General features: G+C 43.5%; 21 protein-coding genes. 16 read left to right on the top strand and 5 right to left on the bottom strand.

Annotated elements, in window-relative coordinates:
• Positions 1 to 2: 2 nt before the first annotated feature.
• From FHW88_RS15110 to FHW88_RS15065, 10 genes are all read left to right on the top strand, one after another.
• Positions 3 to 1,142, top strand: a complete 1,140-nt coding sequence (locus FHW88_RS15110) for a beta-ketoacyl synthase N-terminal-like domain-containing protein (protein ID WP_176626474.1) — start codon at positions 3 to 5, stop codon at positions 1,140 to 1,142.
• A 1-nt stretch (position 1,143) separates the two neighbouring features.
• Positions 1,144 to 2,394 carry an NAD(P)/FAD-dependent oxidoreductase gene (locus tag FHW88_RS15105; RefSeq protein WP_176626472.1) on the top strand — a complete coding sequence of 417 codons (1,251 nt, stop codon included), beginning with the start codon at positions 1,144 to 1,146 and terminating at the stop codon, positions 2,392 to 2,394.
• 187 nt (positions 2,395 to 2,581) lie between these two features.
• Positions 2,582 to 3,217, top strand: a complete 636-nt coding sequence (locus FHW88_RS15100; RefSeq protein WP_176626470.1) for a hypothetical protein — start codon at positions 2,582 to 2,584, stop codon at positions 3,215 to 3,217.
• Positions 3,218 to 3,283: 66 nt separating this feature from the next.
• Complete coding sequence (locus FHW88_RS15095) at positions 3,284 to 3,547, top strand: phosphopantetheine-binding protein (RefSeq protein ID WP_090533560.1); 264 nt, start codon at positions 3,284 to 3,286, stop codon at positions 3,545 to 3,547.
• A 3-nt stretch (positions 3,548 to 3,550) separates the two neighbouring features.
• A complete protein-coding gene (locus tag FHW88_RS15090) occupies positions 3,551 to 4,750 on the top strand; it encodes a beta-ketoacyl-[acyl-carrier-protein] synthase family protein (RefSeq protein WP_176626468.1) in 1,200 nt (399 codons plus the stop codon).
• A gap of 3 nt (positions 4,751 to 4,753) precedes the next feature.
• Complete coding sequence (locus FHW88_RS15085; RefSeq protein ID WP_176626466.1) at positions 4,754 to 5,803, top strand: beta-ketoacyl synthase chain length factor; 1,050 nt, start codon at positions 4,754 to 4,756, stop codon at positions 5,801 to 5,803.
• Positions 5,797 to 6,570, top strand: a complete 774-nt coding sequence (locus tag FHW88_RS15080; RefSeq protein ID WP_176626464.1) for a polysaccharide deacetylase family protein — start codon at positions 5,797 to 5,799, stop codon at positions 6,568 to 6,570. The genes FHW88_RS15085 and FHW88_RS15080 overlap by 7 nt, the downstream gene beginning before the upstream one ends.
• Positions 6,563 to 7,351 (top strand): LolA family protein, encoded by a 789-nt coding sequence (locus tag FHW88_RS15075; RefSeq protein ID WP_218117202.1) that lies wholly within the window; start codon positions 6,563 to 6,565, stop codon positions 7,349 to 7,351. Before FHW88_RS15080 ends, FHW88_RS15075 begins: the two co-directional genes overlap by 8 nt.
• Positions 7,314 to 7,949, top strand: a complete 636-nt coding sequence (locus FHW88_RS15070) for a hypothetical protein (RefSeq protein ID WP_176626462.1) — start codon at positions 7,314 to 7,316, stop codon at positions 7,947 to 7,949. Before FHW88_RS15075 ends, FHW88_RS15070 begins: the two co-directional genes overlap by 38 nt.
• Complete coding sequence (locus tag FHW88_RS15065; RefSeq protein WP_090533549.1) at positions 7,950 to 8,309, top strand: hypothetical protein; 360 nt, start codon at positions 7,950 to 7,952, stop codon at positions 8,307 to 8,309.
• 161 nt (positions 8,310 to 8,470) lie between these two features.
• Here FHW88_RS15065 and FHW88_RS15060 read toward each other — a convergent pair whose 3' ends face one another.
• Positions 8,471 to 9,058, bottom strand: coding sequence for a DUF308 domain-containing protein (locus tag FHW88_RS15060; protein ID WP_090533547.1), 588 nt, complete (start codon positions 9,056 to 9,058; stop codon positions 8,471 to 8,473).
• 114 nt (positions 9,059 to 9,172) lie between these two features.
• A complete protein-coding gene (locus FHW88_RS15055) occupies positions 9,173 to 9,769 on the bottom strand; it encodes a Crp/Fnr family transcriptional regulator (RefSeq protein ID WP_090533545.1) in 597 nt (198 codons plus the stop codon).
• 167 nt (positions 9,770 to 9,936) lie between these two features.
• Here FHW88_RS15055 and FHW88_RS15050 point away from each other — a divergent pair, with 167 nt between their 5' ends.
• Together FHW88_RS15050 and FHW88_RS15045 are read left to right on the top strand one after the other, a co-directional pair.
• A complete protein-coding gene (locus tag FHW88_RS15050) occupies positions 9,937 to 10,110 on the top strand; it encodes a hypothetical protein (RefSeq protein WP_175490098.1) in 174 nt (57 codons plus the stop codon).
• A gap of 112 nt (positions 10,111 to 10,222) precedes the next feature.
• Complete coding sequence (locus tag FHW88_RS15045; RefSeq protein ID WP_176626461.1) at positions 10,223 to 12,646, top strand: TonB-dependent receptor domain-containing protein; 2,424 nt, start codon at positions 10,223 to 10,225, stop codon at positions 12,644 to 12,646.
• Positions 12,647 to 12,701: 55 nt separating this feature from the next.
• On the opposite strand, the gene FHW88_RS15040 is transcribed toward FHW88_RS15045, so the two are convergent.
• Entirely contained in the window at positions 12,702 to 13,040 is a 339-nt protein-coding gene (locus tag FHW88_RS15040) for a pentapeptide MXKDX repeat protein (protein ID WP_176626459.1), read from the bottom strand.
• Between the two features lie 157 nt (positions 13,041 to 13,197).
• Between FHW88_RS15040 and FHW88_RS15035 the strand changes: the two genes are divergently transcribed.
• The 3 genes from FHW88_RS15035 to FHW88_RS15025 all read left to right on the top strand — a co-directional run bounded on the left by FHW88_RS15035 (position 13,198) and on the right by FHW88_RS15025 (position 15,100).
• Positions 13,198 to 13,524: a nucleotide pyrophosphohydrolase gene (locus FHW88_RS15035; RefSeq protein WP_176626457.1), complete on the top strand. Its 327-nt coding sequence runs from the start codon at positions 13,198 to 13,200 to the stop codon at positions 13,522 to 13,524.
• Positions 13,525 to 13,639: 115 nt separating this feature from the next.
• Positions 13,640 to 14,518 carry a DUF4349 domain-containing protein gene (locus FHW88_RS15030; RefSeq protein ID WP_176626455.1) on the top strand — a complete coding sequence of 293 codons (879 nt, stop codon included), beginning with the start codon at positions 13,640 to 13,642 and terminating at the stop codon, positions 14,516 to 14,518.
• A 168-nt stretch (positions 14,519 to 14,686) separates the two neighbouring features.
• On the top strand, positions 14,687 to 15,100 hold the full coding sequence (locus FHW88_RS15025) for a hypothetical protein (RefSeq protein ID WP_176626453.1): 414 nt from the start codon (positions 14,687 to 14,689) through the stop codon (positions 15,098 to 15,100).
• Between the two features lie 145 nt (positions 15,101 to 15,245).
• Here FHW88_RS15025 and dapF read toward each other — a convergent pair whose 3' ends face one another.
• A complete protein-coding gene (dapF, locus tag FHW88_RS15020) occupies positions 15,246 to 16,031 on the bottom strand; it encodes a diaminopimelate epimerase (protein WP_176626451.1) in 786 nt (261 codons plus the stop codon).
• Positions 16,032 to 16,222: 191 nt separating this feature from the next.
• Here dapF and FHW88_RS15015 point away from each other — a divergent pair, with 191 nt between their 5' ends.
• On the top strand, positions 16,223 to 17,752 hold the full coding sequence (locus FHW88_RS15015) for a Do family serine endopeptidase (RefSeq protein ID WP_176626449.1): 1,530 nt from the start codon (positions 16,223 to 16,225) through the stop codon (positions 17,750 to 17,752).
• A 390-nt stretch (positions 17,753 to 18,142) separates the two neighbouring features.
• Here the strand turns inward: FHW88_RS15015 and FHW88_RS15010 are convergent, their stop codons facing one another.
• Positions 18,143 to 19,897 (bottom strand): carboxypeptidase-like regulatory domain-containing protein, encoded by a 1,755-nt coding sequence (locus FHW88_RS15010; protein WP_176626447.1) that lies wholly within the window; start codon positions 19,895 to 19,897, stop codon positions 18,143 to 18,145.
• Positions 19,898 to 19,915: the final 18 nt, after the last annotated feature.

Below are 19,915 nucleotides of genomic sequence, written 5' to 3'. Positions count from 1 at the left end.
TGATGAAGAAGGTTTACCTTGTTGCCGATAATGTTTACTCGCCGTTAGGGGCTACCACCACTCAAAACTTTGAGCACCTGGTTAACGGCGTTTCAGGCGTGAGGCAACACGACGACAAAGCCCTGTCTGACGATCTTTTTTTCGCATCGCTATTTGAAAAAGTATATTTTCAAACCGATGAATACTGCACCAAATTCGAGCACCTTCTCATCGCTTCGTTAACCGAAACCTTACATGGAGTCGATAAAAATATATCCGATAAAAAAACTGTTCTGATTATTTCCAGTACCAAAGGCAACATCAGTCTGCTGGAAACGGAACAAGCGGGCCCTGAACTGGATGAGCGCATTGCCCTGCATTCATCAGCAAAAAAAATAGCCCGACATTTTGGTTTTGTAAACGAGCCAATAATAGTTTCACATGCCTGTATTTCCGGACTTGTTGCTATGATCACCGGGATGCGATTGATCCAATCAGGGCAGTACGACCATGCGGTTATAGCCGGAGCAGATGTGATTTCAAAATTTGTGCTTTCGGGCTTCCAATCTTTTCAGGCCGTCAGTCAGGGATTATGCAAACCATTTGATGCAGATCGTGACGGTATCAATTTGGGCGAGGGCGCGGCTACGGTTATTCTATCGACAGACAAACCAACCGGAGAAGCTATTGAATTAGTTTCGGGTGCAATAAGCAATGATGCCAACCATATTTCAGGCCCTTCACGCACCGGCGAAGAATTATATTACGCCATCAATAAAGCGATGGATGCTGCCGGTTTAAAGCCTGAGGATATTGATTTTATATCTGCCCATGGTACAGCGACCGTTTATAACGACGAAATGGAAGCAAAAGCTATAACGCTGGCCGGTTTGCAGCATGTTCCACTCAATAGCCTGAAAGGGTTTTACGGGCATACTTTGGGCGCTTCGGGATTGATAGAGGCCATCGTTTCTGCTCAATCATTAAAGCAAAATACCATCATTCCTACCAAAGGCTTTAGCAAACAGGGCGGTGCTAACCCGGTAAACGTTTGCAGCCAATTGATATCAACGCCACTTAACCGTTGCCTCAAAATAGCCTCTGGCTTTGGGGGATGTAATGCAGCCATAATTTTAACCAAATCACAACAGGATATTTCATAACATGAACACAGAACAGGTAGATGTATTGGTAATAGGTGCCGGTCCGGCGGGCACGGTGGCCGCTTCTATCGTACACCAGGCAGGCTTTAAGGTAAAAATTGTAGAGAAACAGCTTTTCCCGCGGTTTGTGATTGGCGAAAGCTTGCTGCCACGATGCATGGAAGCGCTAACCGAAGCCGGCTTTGTAGATGCCATAAGCGAAAAAGGCTTTCAGCAAAAAAATGGGGCTAAATTTGTGAAAGATGGCAAGATCTGCGATTATCAATTTGCCGACCAATTCACTCCCGGCTGGAACTGGACCTGGCAGGTACCCCGTGCCGATTTTGATAAAACCTTAGCCGATACTGTTGAGAAAATGGGCGTTCCTGTTCATTACGAAACTACCGTTACTAATATTGTTTTCAACGGCCAAAACTCGGTAACTACTTTGGAGGATAAAGATGGAAATCAAACAGAGATTTCGGCTCGTTTTATCATCGATGGCAGCGGTTATGGCAGGGTGATCCCCAAGCTATTTAACCTCGACAGGCCATCGACCCAAGTTCCGCGTAAGGCGCTTTTTGTGCATACGGTGGATAAAAAACGCTCTATGGCCGATGAGCCAAACCGCATTACCATCGTAGTGCATCAGCCTGGCGTTTGGATCTGGATCATTCCTTTCGCCAACGGTATTACCTCCTTAGGTTTTGTGGGCAATCCTGAGTTTTTTAAGCAACATGAAGGCTCCGACGAAGAGATTTTGCGTGGATTGATAGCGTCGCAACCATATTTCAGCGAGCGTTTTGAGGATGTGGAATTTACTTTCGCACCGAGAGTTTTGGAATCATGGTCGGCCACTACAGATAAGTTTTATGGTAATGGCTTTGTACTTACCGGTAACGTAACAGAGTTCCTTGATCCGATATTTTCATCGGGCGTAACGCTGGCTACGGTATCGAGCCAAACAGCAGCCAAACTGGTGATCCGCAAGCTTAACGGCGAAACTGTGGATTGGGATAAAGAATACATGCAGCACATGATGCAGGGTGTAAATACCTTCCGCTCCTACGTTACCGCATGGTATGAGGGCGTGCTCGACACGATATTTTTTGCCAATAACCAGGACCCGCTTGTTAAAAGTCAGATCTGCTCGGTATTGGCCGGTTATGTTTGGGACCTCGATAATCCGTATGTTAAAAATCACGAAACAGCTTTGCATAAACTGGCACGTACTATTACCCTAAGAGATTTAGTAGCAGCCGATAAAAGCTAAAAGCAGGATCATTTAACCATGTACGAATTGAAAAACAATAAATGAAAATTTTTCACACTAATTTTTACGTATTAATCGAATTACACGAATTGAATCAATTTAAGATTCGTGTAATTCGATTAATTGTGGAGCGCTTGCAAAGCATTTGTGTAGAAATTTTTCAGTATGAGATTAGTAAAACTATAAATTGAAGAACCAATATTACATATCAGCTCACTGCAGTATCAGCGATAACATTGTTCGTTATAATAACGAAGTCGTATTTGCGGGTACAGAGAATGATATTCCCGGTTTTTTTCTGTCGGTTTACCAGCATCTTGGGGTAAAATACCCTAAGTTTTATAAGATGGATAACCTGGCAAAACTGGGTTGGCTTACTGCTGAAGTTTTGCTGAAAGATTTCGACAAGGCGAAATATCAGCCGACTGACATCGGCGTGGTGTTAACCAACGCAAACTCCAGTCTTGATGCTGATAAGCGGTATTATGATTCGATGCAGGAGATAGCAAGCCCTGCATTATTTGTTTATACGCTACCCAACATTGTTATCGGCGAGATCTGCATCCGTCATCATTTTAAAGGCGAAAACGCTTTTTATATTTTTGACCGGTTTAATGCAGATTTCATAGCAAGTTACGTTTCCAACTTGCTCGATATCAGGCAATTGAATGTTTGTATTTGCGGATGGGCGGAGCTGCTTGGCGATGAATATAAAGCAGTTTTGTTTTTGATAGAAAAGGACGGTGTAATGCCCTTCAAAACAGAAAATATTAATAAAATTTACAACCCCACCCAAACCCTCTCCGAAAAGGAGGGCTTTTAAAAATGTGTTTTTTTAAGTCTCCCCTACCGGGGGAGATTTAGAGGGGGTAATTATAAAACTTACAATATGGATAAATTAATGGCCGATCTGAAAGAGCAGATCATTGAGCAGTTGAACTTACAGGATGTGAAGCCGGAAGATATCGGTGATGACCAGCCGCTTTTTGGTGATGGCCTTGGTCTGGATTCGATAGACGCGCTGGAACTGATTGTGCTGCTACAGCAAAAATATAAAGTAAAGCTTTCCAACGCAGAGGACGGCCCGAAGATCTTCCGCTCAGTACGCACCATTGCCGAATTTATTGAAAGCACCAGGATTCCGAACGCCTAAACAATGGAGCAACCTGTTTTTATAGCCGGCGTTGGGGTAATTTCGGCCATAGGTAATACTGTGGCCCAAAACCTGCTGTCGCTTGAACAGGAAAAAACAGGCATTGCCCCTATCCAATACCTGGATACTGAACACCGGGATGAGTTTCCGGTTGGTGAGGTTAAACTAAGCAATAATGAGCTTGCCGAAATGTCGGGGTTCAAACCGGGCATCGGTCGCACGGCTATGCTGAGTTCAATTGCCGCTAAAGAAGCTTTAGCTGACACCGGAATTATCAATCTTGCAGGTTTAAGAACAGGTTTTATCTCCGCCAACACCGTCGGCGGCATGGATAAAACCGAAGATTTTTTCAGGGACTTTTTAGACGATAACACCAAAGGCAGATTACGCAATGTCATTAATCACGAGTGCGGGGCCATTACCAATTTAGTTGCCGATCAGCTGGGTATAAGGCATTATGTAAGCACTATTAGCACGGCTTGTTCTTCATCGGCTAATGCCATTATATACGGCGCAAGGCTTATTAAAAACAACATACTGGATGTGGTTATTGCCGGCGGTACCGATGCATTTACCCGCTTTACCCTCAACGGCTTTAATACCCTCATGATATTGGATAAGCAGCCCTGCCAGCCTTTTGATGCCAACCGCCGTGGCCTGAACCTTGGCGAAGGTGCAGGTTACGTGGTACTGGTATCTGCGCGGATAGCATCATCGCTAAAAAAAGAGCTGTATTGTACCCTAAGCGGCTACCATAACGCAAACGACGCCTATCATCAAACGGCTTCATCGCCCGAAGGAACTGGATCATTATTGGCCATGGAAGGCGCGCTTAAAAAAAGTGGCTTACAGCCTGCCGATATCGGTTATATTAACCTGCATGGTACAGGCACACAAAATAATGATAGTTCAGAAGGCACAGCCATCAGCAAGCTATTTGCAGGACATTCTCCAAAAATGAGCTCTACTAAAGCATTCACGGGGCACACGCTCGGAGCAAGCGGCGGCATTGAAGCCGTGTTTTCAGCATTGGCGGTGCGGCGCGGTTTGATATACCCTAATCTGAGGTTTGAAACGCAAATGGACGGCTTTCCTTTTACACCGGAGACCCATTTTTCAACGCAGCCGGACGTCAAACACGTATTATCTAACTCTTTTGGGTTTGGCGGAAATTGTTCATCATTAATATTTTCAAAACTATAGGCGATGTACATCAGGGCAACAAGCAACATATCGCCTCAAAACACCTTCGGGAATCAGCCGTTTCTTTCGGAGCTGGTTGAATACACCGGCGACAGGCTGACATGCATCGAACCGGAATACAAAACCCTGATCGATCCCAAACTTATTCGCCGCATGAGCCGCATCATTAAAATGGGAGTGGCCGCCGGAATGGATTGTTTGCACCAGGCCGGAATCAATGCCCCCGATGCCATCATCACCGGAACCGCTTACGGCTGTTTAGAGGATACCAACACTTTTCTCACCAAAATGGTGCAGCAAAACGAAGACGCGCTATCCCCCACGGCCTTTATCCAATCTACACATAATACCATCAGCGCGCAGATAGCCCTTTTGCTGCAATGCCATCAATACAACAACACCTTTGTAAATGGCGGCGCTTCGTTTGAAAACGCCCTGCTCGATGCCATGATGCTTTTATACGAGGGTGAAGCAGCTAACATATTGGTAGGCGGTATCGATGAAATCACAACCAACAGCCGTACTATTTTAAAACGGATGGGCCTTTATCGTCAACATCCTGTATCAAACTTTGAACTGTTTAACACTCCCTGTAAGGGAACAATGGCCGGCGAAGGCTCAGCGTTTTTCATGCTTAGCCGGGAAGCCTCCGGTAATGACTGGGCTAAAATTGATGGCGTATCCAGCTTTTATAAACCGCGAAACACGGCCGAAATAAAACAACAGATCGGCATTTTTTTGCAAAGCCAAAACGCCAATATTCATGAGATTGACCTGGTAATAACCGGTAATAACGGTGATTTAAAAAATGATGCCGTTTATGAGCAATTGCTAAAATATGATTTTGCTAATGCGCCTGTTATCAATTACAAAGCCCTCTGCGGCGAATATCCAACCTCATCGGCATTTGCAACGTGGCTGGCGGCGCATGAAATCAAAGCTGGGGGCTGTTCATTTGTACCTGAAAGCGACCAAACTTCGTTAAAAAAGGTATTGATCTATAATCATTACCAAAATATCCACCACTCGTTAATCCTGCTTTCGGCATGTTAAATTTCAGGAATACCAATATCCTTTTTGCCGGGCTGCTGGGGTTGATAATCTGGCAGGATATTACAGAAGGGGTATCCTGGTGGAGTTATCCAGTGTTGATCTTTATTTACTCGCTGATATTATTTTACGGGTGCTATTACATCGGCTCTAACTTTTTTATGCGGGTGATGTGCTCACTCAAAACCAACAAAAAGATCATCGCTATAACTTTCGATGACGGACCTGACGCTATCGCCACGCCACAGATTTTGGAGATCTTAAAACAACAAAACATCCCGGCAGCATTCTTTTGTATTGGCAGTAGAATATCGGGGAATGAAACCATCATAAAACGGATCCACGAAGAGGGCCACATCATCGGCAACCACAGTTTCTCGCATTATTTTTGGTTCGATCTGTTTTCTTCAGCCAAAATGCTGGATGATATACTTCAAGCGAACCAGCAGGTAAGACACGTGATTAATTTAAGTCCGCTGTTGTTCAGGCCTCCTTACGGGGTGATCAACCCCAACGTCAAAAAAGCCATTTTAAAAAGCAGGATGGAGCCCATAGGCTGGAGCGTGCGCTCGATGGACACGGTAATCAACAATCCTCAAAAACTATTAAATAAGATAACGCGCCGCTTAAACCCCGGCGCTATTTTCCTGTTTCATGATACAGGAGTCGCAGCAATTTCAGTATTGCCTCGGTTTATTGAACAAGCCAAAGCACAGGGATACGAAATAGTACGACTGGATAAAATGCTAAATTTGCAGGCTTATGCGTAAAGAAATAACGATACTAAACTCCCCTCTTGAGAGGGGGCGCGAAGGCAATGAGCGTTGGCAGGGGTGTGTTTCTGCTTTGATAGGTCAATCGCAGAAACACACCCCTACACCCCTCTCAAGAGGGGAATCGCGCGGGGCCCTGCTTTTTAAATTGGCGATGGTTTTGCTCGTGTGCCTAAGCTTTGCCATCTCTGCCCAAGCCCAGCACGCAGGTTATACCCAACTATCTGATCTTACCAAATTCAAACAGCAGTTTGCCGAAGTTGCTGCAAAAACAAACAGCATTAAAAGCGATTTTACCCAGGATAAAAATCTGAGCATGCTTTCAGAAAAGATCACCTCTAAAGGAAAATTCTGGTACCGGAAACCTAATATGCTGCGGATGGAATATACCCAGCCGTTTAACTATCTCATGATCCTGAACAAGGATAATGTGTACATTAAGGATGGCCAAAAGGAAAACAAGGTATCCACCCGCTCCAATAAAGTATTTAAGCAGATCAACAAAATTGTGGTGGACTGCATCCAGGGAACGGCACTGAACAGTGGCGATTTTAAATCGGCAGTTTATGAAAACAAAGGCACGTATCTTGTTTCGCTGTCTCCTGTTAATAAACAGCTAAGCGATTTTTTTAAAACCATCGAAATTACCGTAGATAAGAAAGATTATTCGGTAAACACCATCGAAATGCTGGAAGGTACTGGCGATAGCACTACCCTGCATTTCACCAATAAAGAGATCAATGCCAATATCCCGGACGCGCTTTTTGCTATTAAGTAGCTGCCTGCTAATGCTGGCCGGCTGCTCATCGGTGTACAAAAACCTGAAGCCGGCCGAAGGTAATGTACGCGGGATCAAAAAATTCGCGCCGGATTTTACCAACGTGCTTTATAAAACCGAAGTAGACGTAATTGGCGGTCACCATTTAAGCGGCTTATTGCTTATTAAAACCCTTCCCGATAAAAGCGTGCGTATGGTGTTCAGTAATGAAATGGGGTTTAAATTTTTCGATTTTGAGTTTAAGCCAGATGGCGGCTTCAAGGTGTATTACATCATTAAGCAAATGGATAAGCGCCCGGTGATCATCACCCTGCAAAAAGACTTTGAACTGGTGATGATGCGTAAGCAAAACCCCGAAACAGGTTATATGCGCAAAGATGATAACTATCTGTATTATGTTTTCCCGCAGGAAAAAGGCGCCAACTATTACATCACCAATAAAACCGGAACAGAGCTAATCCGCATGGAACGCTCATCCGACAGGAAACCCGTGGTGCAGGCCATTATGCATGGCTTTCACAATGGCATCCCTGATACCATTGGCATCAGCCATAAAAACTTTAAATTTAATATCGGTCTTAAACGTTTGGAAAGATAGATGCTCAACAATACTTTTTTCAGTTTTACCACTCCCACAACTGATGGCGACTTGCTCAAAACAACCATCAGCCTTAACCCTGCGCATGATATTTTTAAAGGGCATTTCCCAGGCAATCCCATTGTGCCGGGGGTGTGCATGATGCAGATGGTCAAAGAGATTCTGGAAAATCAGCTCGGCAAAAAGTTAAGACTTGTTAAGGCTGATAGTATCAAGTTTCTGTCGTTCATCAACCCTAATGAATACCCCCAGGTTGGGTTGGAGATAAAGATGAGTACCGTTGATGAGCAGGTTAAGGCAGATGCGCAACTGGTAAATGAGGGGATTGTGTTTTTGAAGTTTAAGGGAGTATTCTCTTAAAAATAAAATTGTCATTTCGAAACGAGGAACGAGTGAGAAATCTTATACGCCTTGTTTAGCGAATGACCAGTCCGGCCATGCATGGTGTACAAGATTTCTCTTTCGCCCCGGCGCACCATCCCCACAGCTCTATCGAAATGACATTTTTTTTAGATTTTATATCAATTCTGCGCAACAGTCTTCGCGCTTTTTCCTAACCTAATGGCTGCCAATAAATAGTAAAAAGCACCAAAAGCCGAATATCCTGCCAAATTCGCAATCCCCATATTAGGCGAGTGCGCCATTGCTATAAATGATACACCAGCAAGCATAGATTGCCCCCCACTTAATATCATTGGCCATTGGCCGCCAAACTCTTTACGTCTTTTTAAGCCCAATACCAATTGGATCAATCCTGTTAACAAAGCCCATCCACCAAATACAATTAACGCGGCAGGCACTCCTTTGGTTATAGCAAAAGCAACCGATAAAGTTGTAACAATACTAATAGCTGCATTTACATATTGAGGTGTTACCGATGTTCCGTTGCCTTGATTAGCACGGATATCAAGGAATGTACCTACAACATCCCATAACGGATAGATCACAAGCAGTATGGTAGCTGCGGTAAATGAAGTTTTAGCCAATAACGATACCAATATTACCCAGGTAACTGAAAATGCTACCCTTGTAAAATAAAGTTTACGCAACTCGCGGGCTGTATTAGCCGCGGCTGAAGTTTCTATGATCAATGTTTTATTTGCTGACATGACTTTCAATTTTTATTTCGTTTTGTTTGATAAAGCAAAGTTGGGGACAAAACGTGGCGGCAATTTTCACTTAGGTGAAAATCGGGAGGGGCATTTGTCAGCAGAGTTTCGTTTTTAAGGCTTTTGCTGTGATAGTCGCTTCTTGATGCGGGTAAGAGATGGGTTTTTAATGCCCAAATAAGATGAAATATGATATGCGGGAATGCGGCTTACGATATTGGGATGCTGCGTTATCATTTTCAAATAACGCTCTTCGGCTGTATTAAATAAAAACTCTTCGGTACGGGCTTGCGATTGGTTAAAGAATAATTCGGCAACCAGGCGACCGAAGCGTTGCCAGCCGGTTGGCGTGGAGTAAAGATATTGAAGATCATTATAGTTGATGGAGATGATCTCGGCATCCTCCATCGCCTGGATATAATATGCGCAAGGGTATTGATTGATAAAACTGCGGAATGATACCAGGAACTGCCTTTCCGAAAAAAAGTAGATGTTCTTTTCTTCCTGCGTTTCGGGGTGTACGTAGTAGATCCGGAATAGACCTTTGTTAATAAGCGCAAGATCGGTACATACAATGTTCTGCATGTTAAAAAAATCGCCTTTCTCAATTTTACGGGTGCGCCAATACGGCAAGCTAACCGCCACATCGTTTTCAGACATACCGGCAAAATTGCCAAGAAGTTCGTTTAATACCTGTTGCTTATCGGCCATAACTAACAAAGTGCAATAAGGTTAAATATCGGCACAAAAAATCATACTAATTTTCACCTGGGTTAAAAACAACTGATTTTATTTTCTTATTTTACAATCAAACTAAATTGAATAAAAAACAATCATTAAATCAATCAACACAATGAAGCATATAAATACATCTCCCCATGTTAGTGAGTTTGATAGAGATCACCCTGTTCCTGACGGTTATTATATTGGCCGTTTCAGGTCCCCGGAAAAGAAAAAAGAAAGACAATAACATCAACCCGGATGCCCTTCTGCGTTCCGAATACCACATTACCGAAAACGGGGGATTAGAACACGTAAAAAGCGAAATCTAATACCAAACCTACCTTCAGAAACATAATGAAAATAAAATAGAACCGTCGCTAAACAATTAGCGGCGGTTTTTTATTTAATTTACGGAATTATAAACCTCATCCCCGTCCCGGCTTGAAACATATCTGCAGCTTTTTATTTTTTAGTTTAATTTATAGCAGCCTGTTTGCACAGATAAAAGTTAGCGGTAAAATTGTCGACAATTCTAAAGTTCCTGTGGCCTTTGCTGTGGTTAACCTGCAACAGCAAAATTCAGAGCAAACAAGGGTAGTGCAAACCGATTCCATCGGGCTATTTAGTTTTACTGACGTTGATAAAGGCACCTATCATTTAACTATCACCTTCACCGGCTATCAAAAAACCAAACTTAAATTAAACTTGCAACAAGATACCTCGGTATCTATTACCCTCGCTGATAATACCACACAGTTGAACGAAGTAACCGTAACAGCAGGCAAAGCCTCTGTTGAAAACAAGGGCGATAAGCTGGTTTACAATGTATCCACCAGTGCCACATCGGCAGGAGCTGATGTACTTACGGTTATTGGTCGCGTGCCGGGTATAAAAGTTGGTGATAATGACCTGAGCATTGTTGGCAAAGGCAGCGTTAAAGTTATGGTGAACGAAAGATTGGTTCAACTGGCTGGAACCGACCTGCTCCGTTACCTGCGCTCATTATCTGCAAGCCAGGTAGGCAGTATTGAGGTAATTAAAAATCCGGGAGCTGCTTATGATGCTGAGGGCAACGCCGGATTGATCAACATCACGCTCAAACATAGCAAAAAACATGGCTATACCGGCAGCGTACAAATTAATGATAAGCAATGGATGCATAGCCCGGCCTCGGTTTATGGTACCAGCAATTACTGGTGGTTAAATGCCAGCGGCGATATTAACTACAATTCGGCCAAACTCTCCGCATATGCCAGTGTTAATGTTGACCATGACCACGAACTGGAGGGCTTTGAAACCGATATTTACTATCCTAAGCAAACCTGGCTGCAAACAGATACCGGCAACTATCGTTACCACAATTTAAACTTCATTGCCGGGGCCGATTATAGGTTTAGTTCAAAAGTAACTGCCGGGGTAAATTACCAGGGAGGTAAGAATACCTATGACGGATCCGACCATGTGAATAACCCCATCATTAACAACACTACCGGTGCTATCGATTCAACATTAAGAACCTATGCCACCTATCACCCGGTGGCTATCAGCAATGCGGTTAACCTGCATAGCACCATCAGCCTGGATACATCAGGTGCTAAACTGGTACTTAATGCCGACTATTTTAACTATTACCGCACCGACAGATCGGACTTTGAGAGCAACACTTACCTCGCTGACGGATCATTGAATGCAGCCAGTCGTAATCGCTACCATGATACCAATAAGCAGGACATCAACATTTATACATTCAAGGCCGATGCGCTTTTGCCAACCAAATATGCCCGCTTTGCTTTTGGCGGCAAACTGAGCTTTATCAATAATTACAGCAACGCTTTTTATTATAAAAAGGCAACCAACGATTCGCTAAAGTATGACCCGAACTTAAGCAATGAATTTACCTATACCGAAAATACCCAATCTGTTTACGGCAGCATAAACCGCGAGGATGGTAAATGGAAGTACCAGGCCGGCTTGCGGGCAGAGCACACCGAAACCAAAGGCTACTCGCACACGCTTAACCAAACTACCATTAATAATTACACAAGGTTGTTTCCATCAGCAACGGTGAGTTACCAGGCAGCTGTTAATCACAGCCTATCACTAAACTTTGGCAGGCGGGTTAACCGGCCAACTTTCTGGAACCTTAACCCATTCAAGAGCTTGTTTACAGCTTATAGCTATGGCGAAGGCAACCCCTATCTTCAACCAGAATATAATACCAATTTTGAGCTTTCGCACACCTATAAAAACAGGCTTACTTCGGCTATATTTTTAAACGTTACCAACAATGGTTTTAACAACGTAACCATTGCCCGGCCAGATACTAATTTGGTTTATACCACGCCCCTTAATTTTATTAAAACTTACCGGGTAGGTATTTCCGAAAATTATTCGATGCAATTGCTTAGCTGGCTTGATAATAATAACCAGTTCACTTTTTATCATACCGATGCAAAATCTGCATTGGCTGCAGTAAATGGGATCAATGGCTTCGGGGCGTATATTGCGACCAACAACAACATCTATTTTAATGCCGATAAATCATTTTCAGGTGCAGTTAATTTTTGGTACCAGTTCCCGGAGGTAGATCATATAGGCAGAAGTGATGCTTACTACAAACTCGATCTTGGCATTAAAGCTTCGGTTTTAAAAAAGAAGGTTGATGTTTCATTTGTGATGAACGATATTTTCAGGAGCAGCGCGTCAGCTGTTACCACAACCGTTAACGGGGTAAGGCAAAAGTATACCAACTTCCAGATTAACAGGTATGCTCTTGTTGGCATCAGTTACCGCTTTGGCAATAGCCAAAACAAAACCGAAAAGCAGGATACCGGCAACCAGGAAGAGAAAAGCCGGATCCATTAAAAGCAAAAAGGGGCTTTTACGGCCCCTTTCAAACAATTACAAAACAAAAGCAAGGTTACATTTTACCTGTGCTGTCTTTCCCCATTTTGCCTTTACCCATTTTACTTTTTGACATTTTATCGTGGCTCATTTTATCCGAACCCATTTTGTCTGATGCCATTTTATCATGGCTCATTTTGTCCTTGCTCATTTTATCAGTACTCATTTTGCCTGAAGCCATTTTATCGTGGCTCATTTTGTCTTTGCTCATCTTGTCCTTTTTCATTTTACCGGTGTCGCTTAGCATAACGGTATTATGCGCAGGATTTAATGTTTTAGCTTGTACATTCGCTGTAATGCCGGCAATAGCAAGGGTGGCGATAAGGGCGCCCGAAATAATTGATGTGATTTTCATGTTTGATTTTTTAGTTGGTATTTGCCGCTTAGTCGGGTTGATAAATGAAACCTTACAAAATATTTTCATTTTATTTAGAAAGCCATCCGATAGGCTATCAATCAAAAAAATTCGTGAAATTCGTGCACACTCAATTCGACCACATTAAAGCTACTTTATGGAGATCAGCCAGGCACAGCAACTTGTAGATAACTGGATAAAAACAACCGGCATCAGGTATTTTAACGAACTTACCAATACCGCTATTTTAATGGAAGAGGTTGGCGAAGTAGCCCGCATTATGGCGAGGCAATACGGCGAGCAATCATTCAAAAAATCAGATACGGAAGTTAACCTGGCCGATGAAATGGCCGATGTGCTTTTTGTACTTATTTGCCTGGCCAATCAAACCGGCATCGACCTAACCGACGCCCTGGAAAAGAACATGGAAAAGAAAAGCATCCGGGATGCCGAACGGCATAAAAACAATGAAAAACTGAAATAGTTGAAATTAAATTCTACAATATTCAAATAAACAAAATTAAATTTCGTTTATTTTCTATTTAATATAATTTAATAAGGCAATCATCGTTTAATTTAAACAATTAAACAACCTTATTATGAAAACCTATTTTATACTGTCGGTAAGTTTTTTACTGGTACTGACATCCTGTGAACGTCAAAAAGAACAAAAAGCAACAATTGCCGAAGTGGCGTTAGCACCCGTTCCTCCTGCAGAAAAATCTGATATGGAAGTATTTAAAACGCCGGCAGGTGTTGACGATAAACACGTTTCTGCCAATACAACAATTACCGATACCGCCAAAAAGATCATCAAGGAAGGAGACATCCGTTTTGAAACCGGCAATCCGAAAGCAGCAAGACAAAACATCGTTTCATCGCTCAAAAAGTTAGGCGGTTACCTTGCCGAAGAAAATGAGACCAACAGCGGCGAAACCAATCAAAAGGAATACAGTCTCAAGATCAGGGTTCCCTCTAAAAACTTTGATGCTTTTTTAAATAGCTTAACTTCCAATGCAGATCATATCGACTCCAAAAACATTCACATCAGGGATGTGACAACGCAATTCATCGACGTTAAGGCACAAATCAACAATAACAAGCAGTTAGAGCAGCGTTATTTGCAGTTGGCTGCTAAAGCTATCAAAATGACCGACCTGCTGGCTATTGAAGATAAGCTTGCCGCTATCCGTACCGAAATTGATTCGGCACAAGGGCAGTTGAACTATTTAAGCAGCCAGGTGAGTTACAGTTCGCTGGATATCAGCTTTTACACCAGGCAGGCCAACCTGGTTAACAATGGCAATGGTTTTGGCTATAAGTTTAAAAACTCACTGAGCACCGGCTGGGATACCATGCAAAACATGTTCTTTTCAATAGTATCCCTGTGGCCTTTAATATTTGTTGCGTTAATTATTTACCTGTTAATCATCCGCTGGAAAAAACGAAGGAGAGCAACTGTGTTAACAGAGGCATAAAAAATATCGTTAAAGTTAATTTAATATTTAAATTATAAAAAGGCCAATGCAAAAAGGTATTAACTAATGAAGATTTAATTAAAAGGGTAGAAACTTTACTAAATTATTTAATAAATGCTTGATAAGTAGAAATTTAACACCTAATTTTAAGCACCTAATTATTTGATCATGATCCGTGTACGGTCTAAAGTTGTACTGTTGGTTGCCCCCCATGTAGTTGGCCTTGAGGTATTGCCTAATAACAAGGTTTTTAAACATATTTCAGCCATTCCGGCTATTTTTCCATCCATACACGATATCAAACCCAACCTGCTCATACTTGATTACGACTATCTTGTTCAGGACATCGAAAAGATCCTTCGCCGTTTAAGCGCAAACATTGCATACAAAAACATCAGGATTTGCTGCTATAAAAACAAATGGCACTCCAAGGTTGATCCTTTCCTTAAAACATTAGGCGTTGACCATATTTTTTATGCTGAAGATATGCAGGACGAAGTCACCAGGAAAAGCGCGTTTGACGCCATTGGCAACGTTATAATGGACGGGACGTTTTTTAATTTATTAAAGCCGGTGCATTGAGCGCCCGTTTCTCTCAAATATCATTACGGGCGCGGGGTGGCAATGATCTGTTTTTATTCTTATATCATGGTTCTTGTCATCCTGCCTCCTGATCTCTTGTTTCCTGATTCTTGATGTCTTACTTCTGACCCGTCTTGTCTCTCCCTTAAACAACCACATCTCCCTCAAAAACCCTTTCAGCAGGGCCTTCTAAAAAAATGTCTGTAAAAGTTTTGCCATCATAATCAAAACGGATATTGAGGTTGCCCCCCAATACTCTTATAGGTGTGGTAATATGCCCGGTTTGCTGTTTGTGCTGCGCCATGGCCAGCGCAACGGCAGTTACGCCCGTTCCGCAGGCAAAGGTCTCATCCTCTACCCCACGCTCAAATGTGCGTACAAAGTAGCCCTCTTTCATTGGTTCAACAAAATTTACATTAATGCCATTTTTGCGATAAGTGGCATTATTGCGGATAGCGTGGCCTTCCTGGTAAACATTGCGTTGTTCAAGCCCGTCAACCAGCTTTACGTAATGTGGCGAGCCGGTGTTGAGCACATAAGCATCGGCATCGGTATTAACTTCGTTTACATCAATCATTTGCAGGCTTACCCAATCGCCTTCGTCTGAAATTTTGGCATAATGGGGGCCGTCTACTGCCAAAAATTCGGTTTCCGATTCAATAACGCCTAAAAATTTGGCAAAGGCCACAATACAGCGCCCGCCGTTGCCACACATACTGCTTGGCTGGCCGTCAGCATTGTAATAAATCATCTCAAAATCGTATCCTTCCTTGTTTTGCAACAGCATCAAGCCATCGCCTCCGATACCGAAACGACGGTCGCACAGGCCCGAAATCAGCCTGGGATTATGATGATCAACGCTGTTATCGCGGTTATCAATCAAAATAAAATCGTTGCCTGCGCCCTGGTATTTATAAAAATGTATCTTCACAATTATCCTGTTAATATCAGCCCCTTTAATCTTCAACAAAACCCGTGCTAACAATTAAAATAGCCGATGTTTATCTATTTAACAAATTTTAACAAAAAACGGGATAACTAATCATTGATTATCTCGTCTATATGGTATTAAATTTGATCTGTAAAATAAGTAAACTTAATAATAAGAAAGGCAAATAATAAATGAAAAAGATTGGTTTAACACTATTAACCGCTTTTGTTGGAGGTGCGATGGCCTTAGGAGTATATAAGGTTATCGAAAACAAATACTCCGACAACCTGAGCTTTGAAGACAAGCAAAAGGTATATTTTACAAGCAACCCCTCGGCTCCGGTTTCATCAACCGGCGACCTTGATTTCACTCAGGCAGCGGCGGCGGCTACCCCGGCGGTGGTTTACATCCGCACAACCTATACTAACAAAGGCAGCGGCGGACAGGACCAGCTGGAGCAAATGTTTGGTGATATGTTTGGTCAGCGGGTGCGTCCGCAAGGCCCACAGATGGCATCAGGCTCTGGTGTTATCATTTCGCCCGATGGCTACATTGTAACCAACAACCACGTGGTTGAAAAGGCCGATAAAATTACCGTTTACTCTAATGACCACCGTACTTTCAGCGCCAAAGTTATCGGCACCGATCCAAGTACAGATCTTGCCCTCATTAAAGTTAGCGCTAATAATCTGCCAATTGTAAAATTAGGCAACAGCGATGACGCTAAAGTTGGCGAATGGGTTTTAGCTGTGGGTAACCCCTTTAATTTAACATCAACCGTTACAGCCGGCATCATCAGCGCTAAGGGCCGTAACATTGGTATCATTGGCAGCGAAAACAGTGATGACGACAACCCGTTCGGCCGTACCCGCAACCAGTCGACTCCTAAGCTGAACAAAGCTATCGAGTCGTTCATCCAAACCGATGCGGCCATTAACCCTGGCAACAGCGGCGGTGCCCTGGTAAATACCCGTGGCGAACTGATTGGTATTAACGCCGCTATCGCTTCGCACACCGGTTCATACGAAGGCTATGGCTTTGCCATCCCGGTTAACCTGGCTAAAAAAGTACTGAACGATATCAAGAAATTCGGTACAGTAAAACGCGGTTTTGTGGGTGTAACTTTCACCGAACTTAACCCGGACGTAGCCCAAAAACTCGACGTAACAACCACCAACGGTTTATACGTGAACGACCTTGTACCGGGCGGCGGTGCCGAGCAGGCAGGCTTACGCAAAGGCGACATCATTGTTAAGGTTGAAGGTCAGCCGGTTTATGAATCATCTGATCTGCAGGAACGTGTAGGCCGTTTACAGCCTGGCGATAAGATCAATATCACTGTATTGCGTGATGGCAAGGATAAAGATTTCGCGGTAACGCTCAAAGGCGATGCCGTAGCGCCATCAAACCGTATCACGGCGTCTAAATCGGCCGAAGAGCTGTTTAACAAACTGGGCGCAAGCTTCCACGCTTTAACCCCTGCCGAAAAGAACAGGCTGCATGTTAACGCCGGTGTATTGGTTACCCAGGTACGAGAAGGTGGTTTATTTGACGCCGCCGAAATACCCGAAGGCGTTGTGATCACCAGCATTAACAAACTGCCGATTAGCAGTATCGAAGATATTGACAAGGCAATTGTAAAACCTATCCAGGGCAATATCATTATTGCCGGGATCTACCCCGATGGTTCGCACTTCAGCAGCGCGTTCCCAGCTCAATAAGCTTTTTTAAGTGATTTTGCATACGGAAGCTCCAGTCTCTTTTGAGATTGGAGCTTTCTTTTTATGCAGGGTTTTAGGGATCAAATGGGCCTTTTGTGGTAATTAACTTACATCGTCCGCTTTTGGCCGGGCGGAGGACTTTACTTTACCTTAGATGCAAAGTAACCAAACATCAAGACAAAAAATGCTTCCTCCCGCGGGCCAGCGCACCTTTGTTTTGGAGATTATAATAACTTTTTTCCTTATAAACCCAGCGCCTTTGTCTTGTTTCTTGACTCTTACTGTCTTGCTTCTTTCCCCTTACTGTCTTACTTCTACCCCTTCCCGTCGGCGATTGAGCGGGCCAATGTTGGTCAAATACAACTGAGGCCTGTTACCAGCCAACACACCTTAAAACAAATTAACCCCAAAACTCCATCCAACCCACCCGCTCCAGTTCCTTTTATCACGGATAAAAGAATGGTGCAGGTCCCGCACATAAGCGTAACCATCAACAGGTGCTCGCTGATCTGAATAAAGAAAATTTAACGACGGCCCTGCGAAAATGGAAAACTTCCGGCTTACCTTATAAGTGAAATCAAGGTTGAACTTGTTAAGCTGATTGGTTTTTGACCATGTGCCCTGGTACAGGTAACTTGAACCAATTTCAGTGTTGATAACCAGGTGCTGCCCCAATCCAAACTCCCGCCCGAAACCCAAACCAAATGAATATAATTTACTGTTGTCATCAACCCGCATACCACCCTGCCAAATGGTGTACAGCTTGCTGTTGCCGTTTTTAAAGGCGAGGTTGATATTTTGAGTTTCGTTAGTGGAGATAGCGAGCTTATGGTAACCATTGTTGATAATATTCAACAGCCCGATACTAAATCCCGAAGAAGTATCGGCTATGTTTACCAGCGCCAGTTGAACACCGGTGAGATGTTTGGCATAGTTAAACAATCCCGCCACCTGCAAGCCGCCAAACTTTTGCTGTGCTATATTACCAATCCCACCCAGTTGTAACGCGTCGGAATTTTTGCCTGCAATATTGCCTATCGCCCCTAACTGAATGCCCCTGACTGATCCGCGGGTATGGTTGTAAAGGGCTGACAGCTGCAAACCATTCATGTTTTGTTTTACGCTGTTATGGAGCAGGGCCAGCTGAATGCCCCGCACGTTACCTAGCACGTTATTGTACAAGCCGCCAAGCTGAATGCCATTTACTGAGCCGCCCACCACATTAAAGATCCCAGCTATTTGTACCGCGCCAACGTCGCCTTTATCTAAATTGAAAATAATGCCCATTTCAAAGCCATCAACCCCGGCATTATAGCCGCCCACGGCGTTGAGAGAAACCACATTTACTACCTGTCCGCTGAAGTTGCCGTGAGTGCTTACGCCCGGTATGGCCGAAGCCTGGAAGGGGGCCTGTGCAATCAGCCCGCCGAGATTGGCCGCCTGGATTTGCTGTTTGGTGGAAAGAAACAGTCTGCCCAGCGAAGTATTTTCGACCCCAGAATAATCGTCACTAAGGATATACCCCAGGAGGCTCCGTTTTTTCTTCAGGGTGGTGTCGGTGCTTTTTACATTAACATCCGCTAAAAAAGTAACCGTAGTATCCTTATAAAACTCTTTGCTTATTGTTAAGGTGATCGGCTGGCCTTCGTTGCGGACGGTCATATCAAAATGGCCCTCCTTGTCGGTCAATACCGATTGCAATTGTTCGTGCGAGTATACACTGGCATTGGGCAGGCTATGACCGGTTTGCTCGTCGGTTACGGTACCGCTGATGTTGTAATTGTCGCCCTCGGTAGCGGCCTTGTCGGTAACTATAGTGAGTTGGCGGGGCGCATATCTCAGGATAATAAAATTCTTCGATTCGCGGTACTCAAAGCGATAGCGAAGCATGTGGTCAAGCACTTCTTTAATCGTCCAGTTATCGGCATTGATGGTAACCAGGCTGTCGGTTTTTACAATGTTGCTGTTGTACGAAAAGTAGAAGTTGCCTTTTTGTTCGATAGTTTTAAGCACCGTGCCCAGTCGCATTTCGGTTACATGGACGGATATGTTTTTGGAAAGGATGGAATCGGCATGAGCGGTTAAGGCTGTAAGGAGCAGCAGGCAGATGGTATAGTTTAGGTAACGATGTAGTTTATACAACATAAAAATAGTATTCTAATA

The sequence above is a fragment of the Mucilaginibacter sp. SG538B genome (genome assembly GCF_013376065.1).
Lineage (GTDB): Bacteria > Bacteroidota > Bacteroidia > Sphingobacteriales > Sphingobacteriaceae > Mucilaginibacter > Mucilaginibacter rubeus.
The sequence above is the reverse complement of the archived record's forward strand: the minus strand, read 5'-3'. Positions and strand labels throughout refer to the sequence as shown.